Raw genomic sequence first — 19678 nt, 5'->3', positions numbered from 1 at the left:
CTCCCTGACTAACCTGACTGGGCTGCTACACCCCCACGCGGTGACGGCGGTGCTTCCTGCGGAAGCTTACTTTCGAAGTACCCAAAAATAGAGAGAGAACCCCATGTCGAACATTCTCAAGAAGGCCGCGCTCGCTGCAGCGCTGGTCACCGCTTCGCTGTCGGCCAACGCCGCCGAATCCCATATCACCGTCTACACCAATGTCGATCCGTCCCTGGCGTTGATGAAGCAGGATGGCACCGCGTTGCCGGACTCGATCGCACTGGACCACGTTCCGGGCCAGGGGTTGAATACGCACAACGAGCGCGTGCGTATCTACACCAACGATGAAGACAAGGATGTGGAAGTGCGGCTTGGACATGCGCCGTCGCTGGTACCCAAGAGCGGCATCGGCGCCGCCGTTCCACTCACCGTAAGCCTCAATAAGCGCGCCCTGACCGTTGCGTCACAGGATTTCCTGGCAGCGGACCTGTACGACGGTGCGCTCAGTGGTGCATCGATCGTCATGGACCTCGATATCGCCCAGACCACCCGCACCCCGATCACGGTGCAGGGCGTGTACGAAGGGATCGTCAGCGTGGTTCTGACCCAGAAACCGTAACGGTTCAATCCTCGCGTTACCCCACGCCGGCCCGGACACCGGGCCGGCGGCCTCAGGCAGTACTCCCCATGAAAGCTCACGCACCCGCCCTGACTCGGCTGGCGGTCGCGCTCGCCTTGTCGTTGGCCACACCGCTGGTCGCGGCGCGCGGCGTCCCCGTCGGTTTCGAAGATCTGGTCGCCGGCCAGACCGAGCACCTTGATGTGCGCCTGTTCGGCCGCACCGCCGGATTGTCGCCGGTGCGCGTCACTCTGGAGAACGTGCAGCTGGAAGATCCGGCGCGCGTGCTGCAGGCACTCGACCTTTCCGCCGAGGCCCAGGCTGCGTTGCTGCCCGCGCTTTCCCAGCCGCTGCCGCGCAACAGCCATCTTGCCTGCCGCTACGGCACCGGCAGCGCGGGCTGCGGCTATCTCGACCCGCCAGAGGACCCCAATACCGTGCGTGCACTTTACGACGAGGGCGAGGGCGCGGTGCGCCTGTTCGTCGCCCGCCAATGGATTACCGCCGAGCCGGCGGCCGACCGTTTCCACACGGTCAGCAGCAACGCCGACAATGCGTTCCTGCACCAGCAGACAGTGAACTTCAGTGGTGGCCGCGGCTACCAGGCGCTGACTGCACAGGGCGCAGGTGCGCTGGGTGTACTGCAGCGCGGCCACATTGCGGTGGATTGGAACTTCAACAGCCAGCAGTACCGCGGTGGCCAGCGCCGCCATGACGTCCAGTTCGACAACGCGTACTACCGCCATGACCTGGGCCAGCAGCACTATCTGCAGGCCGGGCGCATGGATCGTCGCAACCTGTCCAGCCCCCAAGGGGGCACCTTCAGCTTCAGCATGCTGCCGATGGACCGCTTCGCCGGCCTCCGCGTGGGCACCACCCAGGCTTACGTGGATGCTGAGGCGGCGGTGCAGGCGATACCGCTGACCGTGCTGCTGGCGCGCGATGCGCGGGTGGATGCCTTCGACGGTGAGCGCCTGCTGCAGACCTTCTACCTGCAGGCGGGCATCAACGAACTCGACACCCGCCGCTTCCCGTTCGGCAACTACAGCGTGACCCTGCGCATCTACGAAGATGGCGTGCTGGTACGCAGTGAGGACGCGCCGTTCGACAAAGGCGGCGACTGGACCAACAGCAGCGTGCAGTGGTTCCTGCAGGGCGGCCGCCGCAACGAGCGCCGCAGCGACCGTTTCGACGGCGAGATGGCAGCCATGGCCGGCCTGCGCCTGCCGTTGGGACGCGCTGCCGCCGTCACCGCTGGGGCCGCCGACCTCGGCGGCTTCAGCTATGGCGAGCTGCGCGTGGACCTGCGCCACGCCTTCGCCACCCAGGATATACGCGCTACCTTCAGTGGCCTGCGGGGCAGTGATGGCAGCACCGGCCAGCAGCACCAGCTCTCCTACCGCCGCCATGCGTCCTGGAACCTGTACCAGCAGCGCATGCGCGGCAAGGCCTGCCAGTTCGAGGACGACGCGCGCGACCGGCTGGGCTGCGCCGATTCACTCAGTGCCTCGATGGCGCTGCCGCTTGCCGGTGGCAGTGCGTATGTCGCCTATACCCGGCGCCAGACCTGGAGCCGCGGGCGACTGCTTGGCGGGGACATCGACGACCCGTTGGCCGGGTTGGACCCGCTGCTGCCGCCGTGGGAGCAGCGATACAGCCGCGAGCCCAGTCTCACCCGCACCTGGCAGGCCAGCTACAACCGCGTGCAGCGCTGGCAGGAGTTCAGCATCTCCACCCGTGTCGGCGTGTGGCAGCAGCAGAGCCACAGCAGCCTGCGCGACGGCCGGGACCGCGGCATTTTCCTCAACCTCAGCCTGACCCGCCTGCAGCGCGGCGACCGCGGCACCTCGCAGCGCCGCTACAGCCTGGACGTGCGCCAGCCGCAGCATGCGCGGCCGGAGATCAACTACAGCGCCGGGCAGACCCTGCGCCAGGACGTGGACGCGCAGTACCGCGAAGCCACCGTGGATCTGCGCGGCAACAACAGCGACCGCTACAGCGCCGCGCTCAGCGCGCAACTGCAGAACAGCATCGGCCACACCGGCGGCACCGTGGCCCACTACCAGCAGCGCGGCCGCACCGAGATGGCCTACAGCGCCACCCACAGCTCTGGCCTGGCACTGGGCCGGCACGGGTTCTACTGGGGCGGCGGGCTGGGGGCCGAGGCCGGTCTGGCCGTGCAGGTGGACGACACCGACGACCTGGAACTGACCGGCGTCGCCGCCGAACTGCAGGTGGGCGGCCTGCGCCGGCAACGGCTGGCACTCGGCGAGCGCCGACTGTTGCCGCTGCCGGCCTACCAGAGCCACCGCGCCGAAGTGCAGGACGCCAGCGCTCTGAACAGCGATGCCGCGATCCGCGTGACCGGCGTGGGCGGCTCGCGCCCGGTATTTCTGTCACCCGGTCGGCTGCTGCAGATGCCGGTGCCGATCGAGGTGACCTACACCTTTATCGGCAACGCGCGCGACATCGCCGGGCTGCCGTTGGGCGGCGCCCGCATCCTCAATGCGCCGGTGCCTGGCACCGGCAGCAACGGCGGTTTCGTGGCCGATTTCCCGCGCCGCGAACGCACCCTGTACCTGCTGCAGGACGACCGCCTGTTGCAGTGCCCGCTCAGGGTGCGTGAGCGTCGCAGCGTGGTGATGCTGGTGGGCGCCGTGCAGTGCGAGCCGCTGGGCGTGGCGCAGTTGCCGGCGGAGATCCGCCAGCAGGCGCGGGTGACCCGGTTGTTGCAGGAACAGGCCCTGCTGGCGGCGACGCCGCAGACGGCTTCTGCTGGAGGTACGCCATGAACCGGCGCGGTGTGTGGGCGGTGATGTTGCTGATGACGCTGTTGGTGGTGATGCCGAAGGCGTGGGGGCAGCGGCCGCCGGAGACGCATCCGGTGAGTGCTACGCAGAGCATTGTGATGTCGTGGGATCGGTCGGCGATGCCGGGGGATATCGAATTGTGGGCGCCGCGCACGGTGCTGGGTTATAGCACTGATACAAGCTCGAAATACGGGGGTCTACACCTCACCTGCCAATCTTCGTCGAACTCAATAAACGGTCGCTGCCCAGAGGTTGGCACAGAGGGAGAGGCCGGAGCGGGCAGCGTACTGCTTACGTTTGTAGAGCAGCGCTCAGGAATGAGGACGGAGCTCAGGCTCGACGGGCATCTCAATCGTGCAATGCCAGGACGTCGTTGCAGCGGTGATTCGTGGTCCAGCGCCGCAATCCCCTTATGGTCAGCGTCCATATGGGAGTGTGCATCCGAGTGGCCAATTGGAACGGGTGCACAGCTTCATTTACCAGACAACGAGGTACAGCGGCTGGTGGCGGGAAAGTGGCGTGCTTCCCTAGCGCTGGATCTTCACGATGAGATAGGTGGTACGCCGCTGGCGCGCTATAACTTTGAGTTCGATCTCACCATCACTGACCGTAACGCCGTCTCAATCTACTTCCCTGCTTTCCACCACGTCACTCCGCTGGTGCAGCTCAACGCGGCCTACGACCCAGTCAGTCAGAACATTGGCGGCCGCACCGCACTCGAGATGTGCCTATACGACGGGCTCGGCTCCCAAGCCCAGTACCTCGGCGTGACCGTGCGTGACCGCAGTGGCAAGCCGCCCGGTCCGAGTGGCTATTCGCTCTGGCATACCGATGGTGGCAGCGACGATACCCGTCGCCTGGACTACACCGTCACCCTGGACCACAACGGCGCCCCGGTGCTCATGCCCAACGGCGTGGAGCAACAGCTGCATGGCATCGACACAGCTTTGCTGCGCCTGGTGTTGTTGCCCGGCATGAGCCAACCGGTGTTCTGCGTCCCCACGCCGATCACCTTCGATATTCCGCGCGTCCCCATCTCCACCCAGCAGGCCGGCACCTACTTCGGCGAGCTGCAGGTGGAGCTGCGCGTCCCCACGGTCACGCCCTGACCTTCCAGGAGCTTCCATGAAAATTCCAGTCCTTGTTCTGTTGTCCCTGTCGCTGCTGCTGGCGGCACCTGCACACGCCAATCTCACCGTGCACCCGATGCGCGCCGCGGTCGATGGCAAGCGCAGTACGCAGATCCGCATCTATTCCCAGTCTACCCAGCCGCAGTACATCCAGACCTCGGTCCGCCGTATCGTCGATCCCGCCGACGAGCAGGAGCATGAGGTCGACGTGGACCCCAGCGAAGCGGCCATCGCAGTCACCCCGGGCAAGTTTGCCCTGGCCGGCGGTGGCAACCGCCTGATCCGCGTGATTCCGCTGCAGCCCGTGCAGGCCGAGACTGCCTACCGCATCTACTTCGAAGGGGTGCGCGGTCCGGACGAACGCGACCAGGACGCGGGCGAGGGCGCCCAGGCCAGCATCGGCGTGAACCTGGTGTGGGGCGCGCTGGTCAACGTACTGCCAGCCGACGGCACGGTGGATATTCGCGTGCAAGGCGACCAGCTGCGCAACGCCGGCACGTTGCGCCTGGGCATCACGAGCATCGCCGACTGCGATGGCAGCCAATGCATCGCGCACGAGCTGTCGCGCAGCCTGTATCCCGGCAGCGCACTGCCGCTGCCGTTCGCCATGCAGCCCGGCCACACCGTTCAGCTGCGCTACCGGCTGACCCGGGATGGCCACCGTGAGCACGTGCAAACGCTCGCCCCCTGAGTCCCTCCACCCGCCTGCTGCGCTACGCCGGGCCGTTTCCATCTCGTTTCGTTTGCCAAGGAGTTTTCATGAACAGGATCTATCGCCGTCTCTGGTCCACCGCCCTGCAATGCTGGGTAGTGGCGAGTGAGCTGAGCTGTGCACGCGGGAAGCTCGCACAGAGTGTGCGTAAAGGCAGGGCATTCATGGCGCTGCTGTCTGTGCTGCCCGCCGTTGCCAGCTCAGCTGATCTGGCTGAGCATGAGCTGGACTGGTGGCAGCGGCAAACGCTGAGCGCCTTCCAGCCCAACGCGGTGTATTCCTCATCCATCGGCACCACGGCGTTGCATCGGATGGATGTCTACAACAATACGACGGCAGCAAAGTGGAGCATGGTCACGGCCGCGGAGACCATGGCTGTAGGTGCTGAAGCCCAGGCGGGTGGCGAGGAGAGTATCGCGGTAGGCATCCGCTCGAAGGCTGCAGGTCCAAACAGCGTGGCGGTGGGCAACCGCGCGGAGACTTATGGCTCGCACGCAGTCGCCTTGGGCTTTGGCAGCCGTGCCCATTCGGTCGGCTCGGTGTCAGTGGGAAACGCTGCGCGATCGGAAGGTCACAATGCGTTGGCTGTTGGTAGTGGCTCCTATGCGCTGGGCAGTGGCGCCATTGCGGTCGGCGGAGACACCAAGGCGCGTGCAGAGGGTTCGATCGTGCTGGGCGACTTTGCTGAGGTGGCCAACAACGGATCCATGCATTCCATCGCAATCGGCAACCATGCGTCCGCAGGGGGGTATCCCGACAGCATTGCATTGGGCCGTGCGGCCCGTGCGCGTGGCACCGGCAAGGCGATGGCATTGGGCGCAGACTCCAAGGCTGATCACACCTATGCGGTTGCACTGGGCGCAGATTCGGAAACGACCGGCGGCCACCAGATATCAGTGGGCAACAGCTCACTGAAGCGCAAAGTCGTCAATGTGGCCGATGGGACGGTCAACGCGACCAGCACCGACGTGGTCAATGGTCGGCAGCTCAACGCGGTGAGCGTGGACGTCAGAACAGCACTGAGCACCGCCAACACCGCCAAGTCCACGGCGGACCGTGCCTTGGCAGCGACCGGCCTGGTCACCCAGACCTCCACCAACAGCGCCATCCGGGTGGGCGCTGCAAATACCGGTACGGTGGTTGACGTGGCCAACCGCAGTGGGGGCAAACGCCGCATCCAGAACATCGACAACGGCGTGTTGAGCGCTACCAGTACCGATGCGGTGACCGGACAACAGCTGCACGCCACCAACCAGGCCGTGACCACAGCCACCAGCACCGCCACGGCAGCCAAGGCCGCTGCCGATGGGGCTGCGGCCAAGGCGACGGTGGCCGTCAACACCACGGCCACCGGCACCGCCATGACGGCGGCCAACAAGGCCACGGCCACCGGTACCGGCGCATTGGCCAGCGGCACCTCGGCCAAGGCGCAGGGGACGCACGCCACGGCGCTGGGCTTCAGTGCGCAGGCAACCGCCAACCAGGCCACGGCCGTCGGCCGTGAGGCGGCCGCCACCGGCAGTTATGCCACCGCCTTGGGCAACTTGGCCAAGGCCGGCGGTGGCAGTGCGCTTGCACTGGGCGACCGCAGCAGTGCCACCCACACCAACGCGGTAGCGTTGGGCGCCGGCGCGGTGACCAACTCCGCCAATTCAGTGTCGGTCGGCAATGCCACTACCAAGCGCAAGATCCAGTACGTGGCGGACGGCACTGTCGGCTCGGGCAGTACCGATGCGGTCACCGGCAGCCAACTGCATGCCACCAACAGCGCCGTGACTACCGCGCAGACCACCGCCACCAGCGCACAGACAACGGCAGTGGCGGCGCAGCGTGTTGCCGACAGTGTTGCCACCCGCGCAACGACACTGGAGGGGTTGGTCAGCCAGACAGCGTCGGCGGGCAATGTATGCCTTGGAGCGCAGAACACGGGCACCACGCTGGACGTACGCAACAAGTCCAGCGCGAATCGCAAGATCAGCGGCGTGGCCGACGCAACTCTGAGTGCCACCAGCACCGAAGCGGTAACCGGGAAGCAGCTTAATGCCACCAACACCAACGTGACCGCAGCGCAGAACACGGCGACCACGGCGCAAACGGCAGCGACCGCCGCACAGCGAACGGCGGACGGGGTAGTAACCCGCGCGACGGCTCTGGAAGGCCTGGTCAGCCAGGTCTCAGCCAGCGGAAACCTGCGCTTGGGTGCGCAGAACACCGGCACCACGCTGGACCTGCGCAACAAGTCCAATGCAGCGCGCAAGCTGAGCGGCGTGGCGGATGGCACCGTGAGTGCCACCAGCACCGAAGCGGTAACCGGGAAGCAGCTCAATGCCACCAACACCAACGTGACCGCAGCGCAGAATACGGCGGCCGCGGCGCAAACGGCAGCGACCGCCGCACAGCGAACGGCGGACGGGGTAGCAACCCGTGCGACGGCTCTGGAAGGCCTGGTCAGCCAGGTCTCAGCCAGCGGGGAGCTGCGCTTGGGTGCGCAGAACACCGGCACCGTGCTGGACGTACGCAACAAGTCCAATGCAGCACGCAAGCTGAGCGGCGTGGCGGATGGCACCGTGAGTGCCACCAGCACCGAAGCGGTAACCGGGAAGCAGCTCAATGCCACCAACACCAACGTGACCGCAGCGCAGAATACGGCGACCACGGCGCAAGCGGCAGCGACCGTCGCACAGCGAACGGCGGACGGGGTAGTAACCCGTGCGACGGCTCTGGAAGGCCTGGTCAGCCAGGTCTCAGCCAGCGGGGACCTGCGCTTAGGTGCGCAGAACACCGGCACCACGCTGGACCTGCGCAACAAGTCCAATGCAGCGCGCAAGCTGAGCGGCGTGGCCGATGGCGCCCTTGGTGCGACCAGTACCGAGGCGGTTACAGGCAAGCAGTTGTTCGGTACCCAGCAGAAAGTGACGGCCAATGAAGGGATACTGGCGACACACTCCTCGCAACTGTCCGGGCAGGATGGGCGCATCACAGACAACCGTCGTGACCTGGACGAACTGCGCACCGAGTTCGACAATTTCGATCCGGACCTAGAGGGGGTGGTGAAGTTCTCCGCTGACGGCGCCATCGATATGAACGGTGGTCGGGTGCGTGGACTGGCAGCGGGGGATGTGAGCTCGGCGGCGAGTACCGAAGCGGTGAATGGTGGACAGTTGTTTGCCACCAATCATCGAGTTTCCTTGATGGAAAGCGCCAGGCGGTTTATTGCCGTGGCTTTTGATGAAATGAGCTCTCCTGCAAAAGCAGGTGATTTCTCCGTTGCTATTGGCGATAGCGCTGAGGCAGGTGAAGGCACCAATGGCGCTACCGCAGTCGGCGCTTACGCAAGGGCCAGAGCAAAGGGTTCAGTTGCACTGGGTCGAGCGTCGTTCGTGGACGAGGCTGCGGAGAACGGATTTGCGCTTGGGACTGGCTCTACAGTTCTCAGTAAGAATGGCACTGCACTTGGTGGCTATTCCAGAGTAGAGGGCGGAGCGGAGAACTCAGTCGCGCTCGGGGCAGAATCAACGGCGACTGAAGAGAATGTCGTGTCTGTTGGAAACCTGACGAAGAAGCGACGCATTGTGAACGTGGCCCGCGGTCGAGATGCAGAAGACACAAGCACCATTGCACAGCTAGATGAGTCTCTAGCCTTGCTTGGGGGTAATGCAGGCGTAGATGTAAATGGCAACATCATCAGTCCGACTTACAACCTGCAAGGGGGCATGCAAAACACGGTCGCCGATGCACTAGCAGTGCTCGACGGTGCCGTGACCACCACAGGCACCCGCGTTGGCAGGGTGGAGCACCAGCTCCGCTCGGTCTTCCAGGACAGCCCCGCCACCCGCACTGATGGCCTCAACCAGCTCAACCTGGCCGGCCCCAACGGCATGGTGCTCGGCAACGTGGCCAACGGTCTGATCGCACCCGGCAGCCGCGACGCGGTCAACGGTGGTCAGCTACATGCTGTAAAGCAGGATATAGCTGAAAATCGAACTGCGCTGGATGAGCTCCGCATTGCAGATAGAGCTCTGAACGATCTGAGCGATGGACGTACTAGCACACTGGTTGGTGCGGTCGACTTTGGCGGATCGACAGTCACGGGCGTGGCTGACGGACTAATTGCGAATGGGAGCCTTGATGTGATTAATGGCTCCCAGCTGTACTCCACGAATGCACGCCTTGGAGAACTCGAAGCTGGCAGCCGCTACGTTTCCGTGTGGGCTGATGGCGAAAGCCAGGCGGCTCAGGCTGGAAAGATGGGCGTTGCAATTGGCGATGGCTCGTTTACGTCCTCGTCAGAGGGGGGACAGCAATAGGAAGCTATACCTCAGCGCAGGCCAGAGACTCGGTTGCGTTGGGCCGCGGTGCAAATGTAGGCTCTTCGGGCGACAGGGGATTTGCTGCTCTAGTTGGATCGAACGTCTACTCCGTCGATGGCATTGCATTGGGGGCGTACTCTCGCGTCGAAGCGGGTGCCCAGGGGAGCCTTGCGCTCGGGGCGTCCTCGATCGCCAGGGAAGCAGGTGTCGTGTCTTTTGGGCACAGCAATCTGCAACGGCGGCTGGTTAACGTCGCAGATGGGCGTAGCGCCAGTGATGCAGCCACTGTCTCCCAGCTCGACAGAGCTCTGTCCACACTGGGTGGCGGTGCAAGTATTGATTCCGCCGGCAATGTTGTAGGTTCGACGTTCGCGGTTCAAGGCAGCGTCCAGCACACCGTGGGCGACGCCCTGACCGCGCTAGACAGTGCCGTGATCTCCAACAGTACCCGCGTCGGCAACGTCGAGACCCAACTTCGCTCGGTCTTCCAGGACAGCCCCGCCACCCGCACTGACGGCCTCAACCAGCTCAACCTGGCTGGCGCCAACGGCATGGTGCTCGGCAACGTGGCCAACGGTCTGATCGCACCCGGCAGCCGGGATGCGGTCAACGGCGGCCAGTTGCATGCCATGGAGCAGCGCCTGGATGGCCGCATCGACGGCCTGGAACAGCGCGTTGACACCCCGCTGCAGGGTCGCGCAATGGCGACCGCCAGTGCACCCACGCCGCCCGTGGCGGAGGAGGAAGGCAGTGGCGCGGTATCGGGTACGCCGGAGACCGCCTCTGCCGGAGACGGTGGGGGGCGCATTGCCAGTGCCGACGACGGCGGCAAGCCGGCCAAGGCCGACGCACCCGCCCCTGCACCCACCCCCACGCCGCAGGTCAGCACCGCCGATCTGGAGAAGATGCTCGCCCGCGCCAACGAGTACACCGATGACGCGATCAAAGGGGTCGAACAGCGCCTGGACAAGATGGACAAGCGCTTCAACCGCATGGCGGCGATGAGCAGTGCGCAGACGGCGATGGCCATGAACACCGCCGGCTTCGCCAGCCTACAACCGCCTCGGCGCGGGCGTGGGCTACAGCGATGGCGAGTCGGCCATGGCGGTGGGCTACCAGCGCGTGCTCAACGAGCGCGGCTCGGCCACCTTCAGCCTCAATGGCGCGTTCACCAACAGCGGTGAGCAGAGTGTGGGCCTGGGCGTGGGTATCGGCTGGTAAGGGCCGGGGCAGGGCGCCGACGAGGCGCCCTGCCGGCCTCCATAGAAGGGGATCGTCATGGAGAACGTCAGTAACCAGATCGCCTTGCGGCTGGGGTATCTCACCATCCTGCAGGGGATCATCGCGCGCCTCGCCAACAGCGCGTCTGCGATGAAGGGCGGCAGCGTGGCGGTGATGACCGCCCTGCTGGCCTGTTCGGTTGGCGAACAGACGCCGTTTCATTGGGCGTTGTTCGTGCTGCCCGGCGGGCTGTTCATGGGCTTTCATGCCTTCTTCCTGCAGCAGGAGCGCGCCTTCGTGCAGCTGTACAACGCCGCCAGCGACGCACCGCTGGCGCAGGTGCTTGCCTTCCGGATCGATGCGACTCGGCTCGCCTTGGTACGCGAGCCGCTGTGGAAGGTGATGTGCCGGCCGACAGTGCTCGCCTTCCATCTCTCCTTGGTGGCCGCGGTCCTGCTGGTATACGGGGTTGTCGAGGAGGCACGCCGATGCTGCTGAAACTGCGCATCCGCAACTTCGCCGCGGACAGGTTGAAGGTGGACACCTTGGCCATCGCGGCCTTCCAGGCACGGTGCAGGCCCGCCTCGCACGACATTGCCGCCTACCTGATGGACAGCAACAATCTGCTGGATGCCGAGTCGGTGCAGCAGGCCTTGTTACCTGCGCCCCGGGCGGATGTGTTCCTCTCCCATGGTGCCGTCGACCGAGAGCAGGTACTTCAACTGGCGGTGATGCTGGAGGCACTGGGGCTGACGGTGTTCGTGGACTCCTGCCTCTGGCGCAACGTGTATGCGGTGCAGCAGGAGATGGACGACATGCTCTCCGCGCGCCGCGATTCTCCCGGTACGCATCATTTTCACTACTTCAAGGTGGCGCGTACGTCGGCCAGCGTCTGCATGGTGCTCAATGCAACGCTGCAGCGACTGATCGATGGCTGCGAGCTGTTCCTCCATCTGGAGGGCGAACCTGCCCGGGTACACGCATGCGTGGAAGACAGTCGCCATGTTGGCGCACCGTGGGTGTTCTCCGAGCTCATGTTCGCCCGCCATCTGCCACGACGTGGCCGTCCCCGACTGGGCCTGGAAGCACTGAAAGCCATGCAGCCCACACGGCCTGCGGCATTCGCTGCGCCCGAAGCGACGCACGTTATGGAGTGGGACGTTCTCCAGCGTGCCATCGCCGATACCACGGGATTTCCAGCTGCGTCCTACTGCCACGACCATCCGGTGTTCCTGGATCACCTGTACGGAAAGCTGCCCCTGAGTGAGCAGGAACGAGGCCTGCTGGGCTGGATATGAAGTCTGCGAGGGAACGCCATGCCCCGCGAAAACACCCCCATGAATGAGAAGGAACGAACATGCTTCTGGATGCAAGAATCACTAACTTCGATGCGCTGGCGATCGATGCCGATCGCAGCGCCATCGACACGTTCAAGAGCCGCAACAAGCACCGCCTGGTGAAGATCAAGGATTACATCCTCAATGATGACAACCTGATCGACGCCGATACCATCGCCAAGGACCTGTTCCCGACCGAGCGGGCCGATGTCTTCCTGTCCCACACCCACCAGGATCACGATGCGGTGGTTGCCCTTGCCGTGCACCTGGAAGGCCTGGGGTTGAAGGTGTTCGTGGATTCCTGCGTATGGGGCGACGTGTACACGCTGCTTCAGGACGTCGACAAGATCCGCTCGATCATTCCCCACAAACCGAACACGTACTACTACGAGCGTGTAACACGCACTGCGGCAAGCATGTACATGATCTTGAATGTGGCCCTGCAACGCATGATCGATCAGTCCGAATTGCTGCTGTTCCTGGACAGCAAGGCGGTGAGGATCGAGGACTACGTGGAGGGGCGCGACTACATCGGCTCGCCGTGGATATTCTCGGAGTTGATGTTCGCGCAGATGGTGCGGCGCCGCCCGCGCAAAACCGCATCGTTGGAGTCGTTCACCGAAGCGGTGGCCAGGACCATGGACAGCGCGCTGCCACCGACGGCACGCTTCTCCCTGCCAGACAGCTCGTACGCGATGGCCGCTGAAGACCTGTGGCAGGTGATCGATGATGTCCGTGTTCCGGCGGCCGCCGCGATAGTGGATGGGAAGCCGGACGGTACGATCTTCCTCGATGCGTTCTACGGAAAGCTCAAACCCGGTGCATTCGAGCGGGGCTTGCTGGGCTGGTGAGGCCGTAGGCGCGCAGCATTCCCGACGCGTGACGTCCGGTCCATCGCGTTGGCGCACGGCGGTCATGCCGCACTACGCAGCACTACCCCGTCTGCAGGTAGCCGGCCATCTCCGCTTCGGCCAGCATCTGGCGAACCTGCGCCACCGACGCACGCCGCATCGGCTTCTCATCGATGGCCGACAAGGGCGGCTGGCGCAGCGCGTCATACGGCAGTACTGCGATGTCGAAGGTCAGTTCCTCCGCGCTGAACACCCACACTGGCACGTCCAGTACCCGCTCGCGGTCCAGCCGCAGGCGGCGCGTGCGCAGTTCGGCGGGAATGCCGTGTTCGTCGAAGTAGCGTTGCACCGCATCTGCGTCGTCGCTGTGCACCTGCAGCTGCACCGGGCTGTTGGCGTCGGCGGTGCCGTCCAGCACCGGGCCGCACAGACGCGGGGCGAACTGCCCCAGGAACTCCATCGCGCGCAGGGCCGCCTCGCGGCGCTGGCGCAGCTGCGCGCCATGATCGGCCCCGGCAAACAGGCGCTGGTACTCGCGCAGCGCGTCCTCGATTTCGGCATTGCGGGGCAGGGAGGCATCGTCGTGGATGTCCAGCCGGGCCGCTGCCTTGAGCTTGGCCTGGTGGTAGTCGCGGATGCCACCCTCGGCCATCAGCCGGGCGGCTTCATGGGCAAGCCGGTGGCGGCGCTCGCGGGTCTGGGTGGCTGCATGCTGGCGGGCTCGATGCATGACCGGTACTCCTGTGCGACCTGCACGGCAATGTACACCGGCGATGTGACATACGTGTAGAGCCGGGCTCTGCCCGGCCGCCGGCGTGTAGAGCCGGGCTCTGCCCGGCTGGCCGACATGGCAGGCAGCCGGGCAGAGCCCGGCTCTACGTGACGTGGGGGCGGTGGCAACGAAAAAGGCCGGACAATGCCCGGCCTTCCTCGTCATCCTGCCGTCGACATCAGAAGATATCGAACGCGGCGTCGTCAGCCTGCTGCACATGGGTATCGAAGCTGTACTCCTCGATCTTGTCCATGTCCTCCACCTTGACCCACTCGGTGGCCCCGTTGAGGGTGGCCTGGACCATCCCGGACGGCGGCTCGTTCTGCGCGATCGGGGTGTCCTTCAGCGCGGCGCGCATGTAGTCGATCCAGATCGGCAAGGCGGCCTTGCCGCCGTACTCGCGGTAGCCCAACGAGCGGAAGTCATCGCGACCCACCCAGACCGTGGTGGCGTAAGGGCCGCCGAAGCCGGAGAACCAGGCGTCGCGGTGGTCGTTGGTGGAGCCGGTCTTGCCGCCCACGTCCTCGCGGCCGAGGACCTTGGCCGCAGTGCCGGTGCCGCGCTGAACCACGTCGCGCATCATCGACACCAGCTGATAGGCGGTGCGTGCGTCGATGGCGCGCGGGGCGACCTTGGCGTCCGGGTTGGCCGGCTTGGCCGGTTCAGCCGCCTGCTGCGGCTTGGCCGCCGCAGCGGTGGCCGGGGCAGGCGGTGCGCCAAAGTTGAAGCCGTCCACCACCTGGCTGACCGGCGCGCCGCCGCTGGTGCCGGCGCAATCGCGGCAGGCCATCGCCGGGTTTTCCTTGAACACCACCACGCCGTCACGGTCGGTCACCTGGTCGATCACCCAGGTATCCACCCGCGAACCGCCATTGGCGAACACGGCGTAACCGCGCGCCACCGACAACGGGGTCACCGAGGCGGTACCCAGCGACATCGACAGGTTGGGCGGCAGCTCGGCCTCGGCAAAGCCGAACTCGCTGATGTACTTGCGTGCGTAGTCCACGCCCATGCCGTCCAGCAGGCGCACCGAGACCAGGTTGCGCGACTGCACCAGCGCCTCACGCAGGCGCATCGGGCCACGGAAGCCGCCGCCGTCGTTCTGCGGCGACCAGGTCTTGCCGCGGCGGTCGCGGAACACCACCGGGGCATCCAGCACGATCGAGGCGGGGTTGAAGCCCTTGTCGAACGCGGCCGCATAGATGAACGGCTTGAAGCTCGAACCCGGCTGGCGGCGCGCCTGGGTGGCGCGGTTGAACTTGTTGCCGGAGAAGCTGAAGCCGCCCACCAGTGCCTTCAAGGCGCCACTTTCAGCATCCAGCGAGACCAGCGCGGACTGGCCGCGCGGGATCTGGTCGATCAGCCACTCGCCTTCCTTCTCGCCGGCGCGCACCCGCACCAGGTCACCCCGCGTCAGCAGCTTGGCCGGGGTTTTGTTGACCCAGCGGCTGGCCGCGACGGGCAGCACCAGCTCGCTGCGGTTGGCCAGCACCACGGTGGCGCTGCCATCGGCGGCGGTGGACGCCACGATCGCCGGCAGCAGCCCGGACTGGGCCGGAATGCCGACCAGCTTGGCCGCCAGCGCCTTGGCATCGGCATCGGCCGACACCTCGAAGTGCTGCTCCACGCCATGCCAGCCATGCCGGTGGTCGTACACGCGCAGGCCATCGCGCACGGCGATGTTGGCCGCCGTCTGCAACTCGGCGTTGATGGTGGTGGTCACGTGGTAACCCTTGTTGACCACGTCGCCGCCGAAGCGGGCGATCATTTCCTGGCGGACCAGCTCGGCCACGTAGGGGGCTTCCACCTGCACCGGCGGCTCATGCGCGCTGGCGTGCATCGGCACCGCCTTGGCGGCGTCGGCCTCGGCCTGGCTGATGAAGCCCAGGCTGGCCATGCGCTGCAGCACATAGAAGTCGCGGCGCTCGCGGGCCCGCTCGGGGTTGCTGATCGGGTTGCCCGAGGACGGGAACTTGGGGATGCCGGCCAAGGAGGCCATCTCGTCCAGGTCCAGATCGCCCAGCTTCTTGCCGTAGTAGAACTCGGCCGCAGCGGCCACGCCGTAGGCGCGGTTGCCGAAGAAACTCTTGTTCAGGTACAGCTCGAAGATCTCGTCCTTGCTCAGCTCGGACTCGATCTTGCGCGCCAGCAGGATCTCGGCCAGCTTGCGCGTATAGCTGTATTCGGAGCTCAGGAAGAACTGGCGGGCGACCTGCTGGGTGATGGTGGACCCACCCGGCACGCGCTTGTCGTTGGTGGTGGCCAGCAGCCAGACCGCGCGGCCGATGCCCTTGTAGTCCACCCCGCCATGCTCGTAGAAGCGGGCGTCCTCGGTGGCCAGGAAGGCCTGCTTGAGACGTTCCGGGACCTCCTTCATGGTGATCGGTACGCGCCGCGACTCGCCGAACACGGCCATCAGCTTGCCATCGCTGGCATACACGTACATGGGCTCCTGCATCTCGATGTCGCGCAGGGTCTGCACGTCCGGAAGCTTGGAGGAAATGGCGTAGTACAGGCCACCTGCGACGGCGGCGCCGATCAGGCCCAGGACCAGGATGGCGACCAGCAACCAGCGCAGCCAGCGGCGAAAGCGTGTCATCAGTGACAGATTCCGATTGCGAATTTCGTGGCCGCAGAGTATAGATTACGCAAGGGAACGGCTGGGGTTGTTCCCGGGGAGCGCAGATCGACGACCGTCTGGGGAGCCGTGAAACGTGCGGTAGTGCACGTTTCACTGCGTGATGGTTGCGGTTTGCAAAAAAAACGTTATTAATGCGCGGGCGCAGGTTATGCGTCCAAGTGCCCGTCGGCAGGGGAGAAACCGTGGGGCTTATCCCAAAAAGCCAGTCGCCGCTTATTGGCGTCGACATCAGCTCGACTGCAGTAAAGCTCTTGCAGCTTTCCCGCAGTGGCAATCGTTTCCGCGTGGAACATTACGCTGTGGAACCACTTCCGCCGAATGCGGTCGTGGAAAAGAACATCGTGGAAGTGGAGGCCGTGGGTGAGGCTATCCGCCGCGCCGTGAACCGTTCCGGTACGAAGGCCCGGCATGCTGCCGCAGCCGTCGCCGGCTCGGCGGTGATCACCAAGCTGATCCCGATGCCGGCTGATCTGGACGAGAACGACATGGAAGCCCAGGTCGAGCTCGAAGCGGTCAACTACATCCCGTACCCGATCGAGGAAGTGAACCTCGATTTCGAGGTGCTGGGCGCCATTCCCAACAACCCGGAGATGGTCCAGGTGCTGTTGGCGGCGTCGCGGTCGGAGAACGTGGAGCTGCGCCAGTCGGCGCTGGAGCTCGGCGGGCTGACCGCCCGGGTCATGGACGTGGAGGCCTTCGCGGTCGAGAACGCCTTTGCCCTGGTCGCCAGCGAACTGCCCATCGCCAGTGATGGCGTGGTCGCCCTGGTGGACATCGGTGCCACCATGACCACCCTGAACGTCCTGCGTGGCGGGCGTAGCCTGTACAGCCGCGAACAGGTGTTCGGCGGCAAGCAGCTCACCGACGAAGTGATGCGCCGTTACGGCCTCACCTACGAGGAAGCCGGACTGGCCAAGCGCCAGGGCGGGCTGCCGGAAAGCTACGAGATGGAAGTGCTGGAGCCGTTCAAGGAAGCCACGGTCCAGCAGATCAGCCGCCTGCTGCAGTTCTTCTATGCCGGTAGCGAATTCAACCGCGTGGACCACATCGTGCTGGCCGGCGGTTGCGCGGCGCTGGCCGGGTTGCCGGAGATGGTGGAAGAACAGCTGGGCGTGGCTACCGTGGTGGCCAACCCGCTGGCACAGATGACCCTGGGTCCCAAGGTCCAGGCGCATGCCCTGGCCCAGGATGCCCCGGCGCTGATGATTGCCACCGGTCTGGCGCTGAGGAGCTTTGACTGATGGCAAGAATCAATCTATTGCCGTGGCGCGCCGAGCGGCGCAAGCAACGCCAGCGCGACTTCTACGGCATGCTCGGCTTTGCGGCCATCGGCGGCCTGCTGCTGTCGTTGATGATCTGGTTCTACTACGACCGTCAGGTCAGCGGGCAGGGCGAACGCAATGCCTTCCTGCAGGCCGAGATCGACAAGGTCAAGGAACAGAACAAGGAAATCGACCGCCTGGATCGCCAGAAGGAACGCCTGCTGGCGCGCAAGAAGGTGATCGAGGAACTGCAGGCCAAGCGTTCGCAGATGGTCCACCTGTTCGACGCACTGGTACGCACGATTCCGGACGGCGTGGTGCTGACCGCGCTCAAGCAGGAAGGGGACATCCTCACCCTGCAGGGGCGCACCCAGTCCAATGCCCGGGTCAGTGCGTACATGCGCAATCTGGAAAGCTCGGGCTGGATGAGCAAGCCGGAACTGTCGGTGATCGAGGCCAAGAAGCCTGAGGCCGGCAAGGATGGCCCCGGTCCGGTGACCGACATCAGCGCACTGCCGTACATGTTCGAGGTCAAGGTGACTCTGCCTGCGCAGAGTGAACCGGTCGGTGGCGTAGGTCCCGATGGCAGTGTGGTGGTGCCGGCCGATGCCGCTGCCATCCCGGCCGATCCGGCCGCCGCACCGGCACCGGCGGTCGCCCCGCTGTCGCCGGCCGCGACGCCTGCGTCGACCCCGCCGGCCGCTGTGCCTGCGCCGGCCGCCGAGCCGTCCAAGCCGTCGGGCAGCCGCATCGCCCCGCCCGCCGCACCCGCACAGCCGGCGGCGTCCAGTACGCCGCAGAAGGGGGGCGCATGAGCCAGAAAATGAACCTCAAAGAGCTGGACTTCAACAACATCGGCAACTGGCCGCAGCAGGCCAAAGTCGTCTTCTGCGTGCTGCTGTCGCTGCTGATCGTGTTCCTGGCCTGGTTTGCCCTGATCAGCGGCAAGCGTGAAGAGCTGGCGTCGCTGGAAAGTACCGAGACCAGCCTGCGTGCCGAGTTCGAGAAGGAACAGGGCCGCGCGGTGAACCTGGCGCCGCTCAAGCAACAGCTGGCCCAGATGGAGCAGGTGCTGCAGCAGATGCTGCGCCAGCTGCCCAGCAAGACCGAAATGCCGGACCTGATCATCGACATCTCGCAGACCGCGCTGTCCAGCGGCCTGGTCAATGAGCTGTTCCAGCCCGGTGCCGAGCAGCCCAAGGAGTTCTACGCCGAAAAGCCGATCGCCCTGCGCATGGTGGGCAGCTACCACCAGTTCGGTGCCTTCGTCAGCGGCGTGGCCTCGCTGCCGCGCGTGGTCATCCTGACCATGCACGACATCAACCTGAAGCCCAAGGACCCCAAGACCGGCATCACCGCGCGCAGCGGTGCGCTGGAGCTGTCCGGTACGGTCAAGACCTATCGCTACCTGGACGAGCTGGAAATGGAAGCGCAGGAAAAAGCCACCGCCGCCGACAAGACCGCCACCCCCGGAGGTACGCCATGAGCCTGGGGATGACCGCACGGGTGTGTGGGCTGCTGGTGTTGGCGTTGCTGGCCGGTTGCGCGCGCGGGGTAAGCAGTACCCCGGGCGATGCGCCGAACCTGGCCAAGTGGGTGGACGACGTGCGTGCACGCCCGGCGCCCCCGCTTGAGCCACTGCCGGTGATGCAGCAGTTCGAAACGTTTGAATACTCCGCGCAGGGGATGCGCGATCCGTTCACCGATGCCTGGACCAATCCACAGGGCGGCTCGGGGCTGCGTCCCGATCCGAACCGTCGCAAGGAGCCGCTGGAAGCCTTTCCGCTGGATGCCTTGGACATGGTCGGTTCGATCGGCAAGGGCGGCGGGCTGGTCGCGCTGGTGATGGCGCCGGACAAGGTCACCTATCGGGTGCGTCCGGGCGTCTATCTGGGGCAGAGCGACGGCCGGGTGACCGGGGTCTTCGAAGACCGGATCGAACTGATTGAACTGGTGCCGGATGGCGCGGGCGGCTGGCTGGAACGGCCTGCATCGCTTGCGCTTGAAGATCAATGAATGATTACGGGGATA

Annotated in this window: 15 protein-coding genes and 1 pseudogene; 14 read left to right on the top strand and 2 right to left on the bottom strand. The window is 65.4% G+C overall.

Going from position 1 to position 19678, the window contains the following annotated elements; all coding sequences use genetic code 11:
- Nucleotides 1–103 precede the first annotated feature (103 nt).
- The 10 genes and pseudogenes from ACZ0AE_RS15945 (at nucleotide 104) to ACZ0AE_RS15900 (ending at nucleotide 12972) form a co-directional block, all read left to right on the top strand.
- Nucleotides 104–601 carry a CS1 type fimbrial major subunit gene (locus ACZ0AE_RS15945; RefSeq protein ID WP_038686507.1) on the top strand — a complete coding sequence of 166 codons (498 nt, stop codon included), beginning with the start codon at nucleotides 104–106 and terminating at the stop codon, nucleotides 599–601.
- Nucleotides 602–669: 68 nt separating this feature from the next.
- Nucleotides 670–3393 carry a TcfC E-set like domain-containing protein gene (locus ACZ0AE_RS15940; protein WP_463601584.1) on the top strand — a complete coding sequence of 908 codons (2724 nt, stop codon included), beginning with the start codon at nucleotides 670–672 and terminating at the stop codon, nucleotides 3391–3393.
- Complete coding sequence (locus tag ACZ0AE_RS15935; protein ID WP_229980614.1) at nucleotides 3390–4520, top strand: CfaE/CblD family pilus tip adhesin; 1131 nt, start codon at nucleotides 3390–3392, stop codon at nucleotides 4518–4520. The genes ACZ0AE_RS15940 and ACZ0AE_RS15935 overlap by 4 nt, the downstream gene beginning before the upstream one ends.
- 16 nt (nucleotides 4521–4536) lie before the next feature.
- Nucleotides 4537–5232, top strand: coding sequence for a pilus assembly protein (locus ACZ0AE_RS15930; protein ID WP_463602124.1), 696 nt, complete (start codon nucleotides 4537–4539; stop codon nucleotides 5230–5232).
- 68 nt (nucleotides 5233–5300) lie between these two features.
- On the top strand, nucleotides 5301–9560 hold the full coding sequence (locus tag ACZ0AE_RS15925; protein WP_463601583.1) for an ESPR-type extended signal peptide-containing protein: 4260 nt from the start codon (nucleotides 5301–5303) through the stop codon (nucleotides 9558–9560).
- Nucleotides 9561–9772: 212 nt separating this feature from the next.
- Nucleotides 9773–10186 (top strand): annotated as a pseudogene (locus ACZ0AE_RS15920) (hypothetical protein); the annotation flags it as partial.
- 478 nt (nucleotides 10187–10664) lie between these two features.
- Nucleotides 10665–10784, top strand: coding sequence for a hypothetical protein (locus tag ACZ0AE_RS15915; protein ID WP_463601582.1), 120 nt, complete (start codon nucleotides 10665–10667; stop codon nucleotides 10782–10784).
- 57 nt (nucleotides 10785–10841) lie between these two features.
- A complete protein-coding gene (locus tag ACZ0AE_RS15910; RefSeq protein WP_038686515.1) occupies nucleotides 10842–11282 on the top strand; it encodes a hypothetical protein in 441 nt (146 codons plus the stop codon).
- On the top strand, nucleotides 11273–12082 hold the full coding sequence (locus ACZ0AE_RS15905; RefSeq protein WP_038686517.1) for a TIR domain-containing protein: 810 nt from the start codon (nucleotides 11273–11275) through the stop codon (nucleotides 12080–12082). The genes ACZ0AE_RS15910 and ACZ0AE_RS15905 overlap by 10 nt, the downstream gene beginning before the upstream one ends.
- Before the next feature lie 59 nt (nucleotides 12083–12141).
- Nucleotides 12142–12972 carry a hypothetical protein gene (locus tag ACZ0AE_RS15900; protein ID WP_463601581.1) on the top strand — a complete coding sequence of 277 codons (831 nt, stop codon included), beginning with the start codon at nucleotides 12142–12144 and terminating at the stop codon, nucleotides 12970–12972.
- A gap of 82 nt (nucleotides 12973–13054) precedes the next feature.
- On the opposite strand, the gene ACZ0AE_RS15895 is transcribed toward ACZ0AE_RS15900, so the two are convergent.
- Together ACZ0AE_RS15895 and ACZ0AE_RS15890 are read right to left on the bottom strand one after the other, a co-directional pair.
- Nucleotides 13055–13702, bottom strand: a complete 648-nt coding sequence (locus tag ACZ0AE_RS15895) for a hypothetical protein (RefSeq protein ID WP_448134308.1) — start codon at nucleotides 13700–13702, stop codon at nucleotides 13055–13057.
- A gap of 220 nt (nucleotides 13703–13922) precedes the next feature.
- The gene (locus ACZ0AE_RS15890; RefSeq protein ID WP_463601580.1) at nucleotides 13923–16343 is read right to left on the bottom strand and encodes a penicillin-binding protein 1A; all 2421 of its coding nucleotides are present in this window, start codon (nucleotides 16341–16343) and stop codon (nucleotides 13923–13925) included.
- A gap of 224 nt (nucleotides 16344–16567) precedes the next feature.
- Between ACZ0AE_RS15890 and ACZ0AE_RS15885 the strand changes: the two genes are divergently transcribed.
- Genes ACZ0AE_RS15885 through ACZ0AE_RS15870 form a run of 4 tightly spaced genes read left to right on the top strand, consistent with a single transcriptional unit; the run spans nucleotide 16568 to nucleotide 19663 of the window.
- Nucleotides 16568–17626 (top strand): pilus assembly protein PilM, encoded by a 1059-nt coding sequence (locus ACZ0AE_RS15885; RefSeq protein ID WP_038686523.1) that lies wholly within the window; start codon nucleotides 16568–16570, stop codon nucleotides 17624–17626.
- Nucleotides 17626–18462 (top strand): PilN domain-containing protein, encoded by an 837-nt coding sequence (locus ACZ0AE_RS15880; protein WP_463601579.1) that lies wholly within the window; start codon nucleotides 17626–17628, stop codon nucleotides 18460–18462. The genes ACZ0AE_RS15885 and ACZ0AE_RS15880 overlap by 1 nt, the downstream gene beginning before the upstream one ends.
- Nucleotides 18459–19133: a type IV pilus inner membrane component PilO gene (locus ACZ0AE_RS15875; RefSeq protein WP_447595448.1), complete on the top strand. Its 675-nt coding sequence runs from the start codon at nucleotides 18459–18461 to the stop codon at nucleotides 19131–19133. Before ACZ0AE_RS15880 ends, ACZ0AE_RS15875 begins: the two co-directional genes overlap by 4 nt.
- Nucleotides 19130–19663: a pilus assembly protein PilP gene (locus ACZ0AE_RS15870; RefSeq protein WP_447595446.1), complete on the top strand. Its 534-nt coding sequence runs from the start codon at nucleotides 19130–19132 to the stop codon at nucleotides 19661–19663. Before ACZ0AE_RS15875 ends, ACZ0AE_RS15870 begins: the two co-directional genes overlap by 4 nt.
- Nucleotides 19664–19678 lie beyond the last annotated feature (15 nt).

The sequence above is a fragment of the Stenotrophomonas sp. AC248 genome (genome assembly GCF_979258185.1).
Note: the sequence above shows the minus strand (reverse complement) of the source record. Positions and strands in the feature narration are given on the sequence as shown.

Excerpts from the sequence above, each read along its gene's own strand:
- ACZ0AE_RS15945 (WP_038686507.1), top strand. The coding sequence starts at position 104 with ATGTCGAACATTCTCAAGAAGGCCGCGCTCGCTGCAGCGCTGGTCACC.
- ACZ0AE_RS15935 (WP_229980614.1), top strand. The coding sequence starts at position 3,390 with ATGAACCGGCGCGGTGTGTGGGCGGTGATGTTGCTGATGACGCTGTTG.
- ACZ0AE_RS15880 (WP_463601579.1), top strand. The coding sequence starts at position 17,626 with ATGGCAAGAATCAATCTATTGCCGTGGCGCGCCGAGCGGCGCAAGCAA.
- ACZ0AE_RS15890 (WP_463601580.1), bottom strand. The coding sequence starts at position 16,343 with ATGACACGCTTTCGCCGCTGGCTGCGCTGGTTGCTGGTCGCCATCCTG.
- ACZ0AE_RS15940 (WP_463601584.1), top strand. The coding sequence starts at position 670 with ATGAAAGCTCACGCACCCGCCCTGACTCGGCTGGCGGTCGCGCTCGCC.
- ACZ0AE_RS15930 (WP_463602124.1), top strand. The coding sequence starts at position 4,537 with ATGAAAATTCCAGTCCTTGTTCTGTTGTCCCTGTCGCTGCTGCTGGCG.
- ACZ0AE_RS15925 (WP_463601583.1), top strand. The coding sequence starts at position 5,301 with ATGAACAGGATCTATCGCCGTCTCTGGTCCACCGCCCTGCAATGCTGG.
- ACZ0AE_RS15910 (WP_038686515.1), top strand. The coding sequence starts at position 10,842 with ATGGAGAACGTCAGTAACCAGATCGCCTTGCGGCTGGGGTATCTCACC.
- ACZ0AE_RS15905 (WP_038686517.1), top strand. The coding sequence starts at position 11,273 with ATGCTGCTGAAACTGCGCATCCGCAACTTCGCCGCGGACAGGTTGAAG.
- ACZ0AE_RS15915 (WP_463601582.1), top strand. The coding sequence starts at position 10,665 with ATGGCGGTGGGCTACCAGCGCGTGCTCAACGAGCGCGGCTCGGCCACC.
- ACZ0AE_RS15870 (WP_447595446.1), top strand. The coding sequence starts at position 19,130 with ATGAGCCTGGGGATGACCGCACGGGTGTGTGGGCTGCTGGTGTTGGCG.
- ACZ0AE_RS15895 (WP_448134308.1), bottom strand. The coding sequence starts at position 13,702 with ATGCATCGAGCCCGCCAGCATGCAGCCACCCAGACCCGCGAGCGCCGC.
- ACZ0AE_RS15900 (WP_463601581.1), top strand. The coding sequence starts at position 12,142 with ATGCTTCTGGATGCAAGAATCACTAACTTCGATGCGCTGGCGATCGAT.
- ACZ0AE_RS15875 (WP_447595448.1), top strand. The coding sequence starts at position 18,459 with ATGAGCCAGAAAATGAACCTCAAAGAGCTGGACTTCAACAACATCGGC.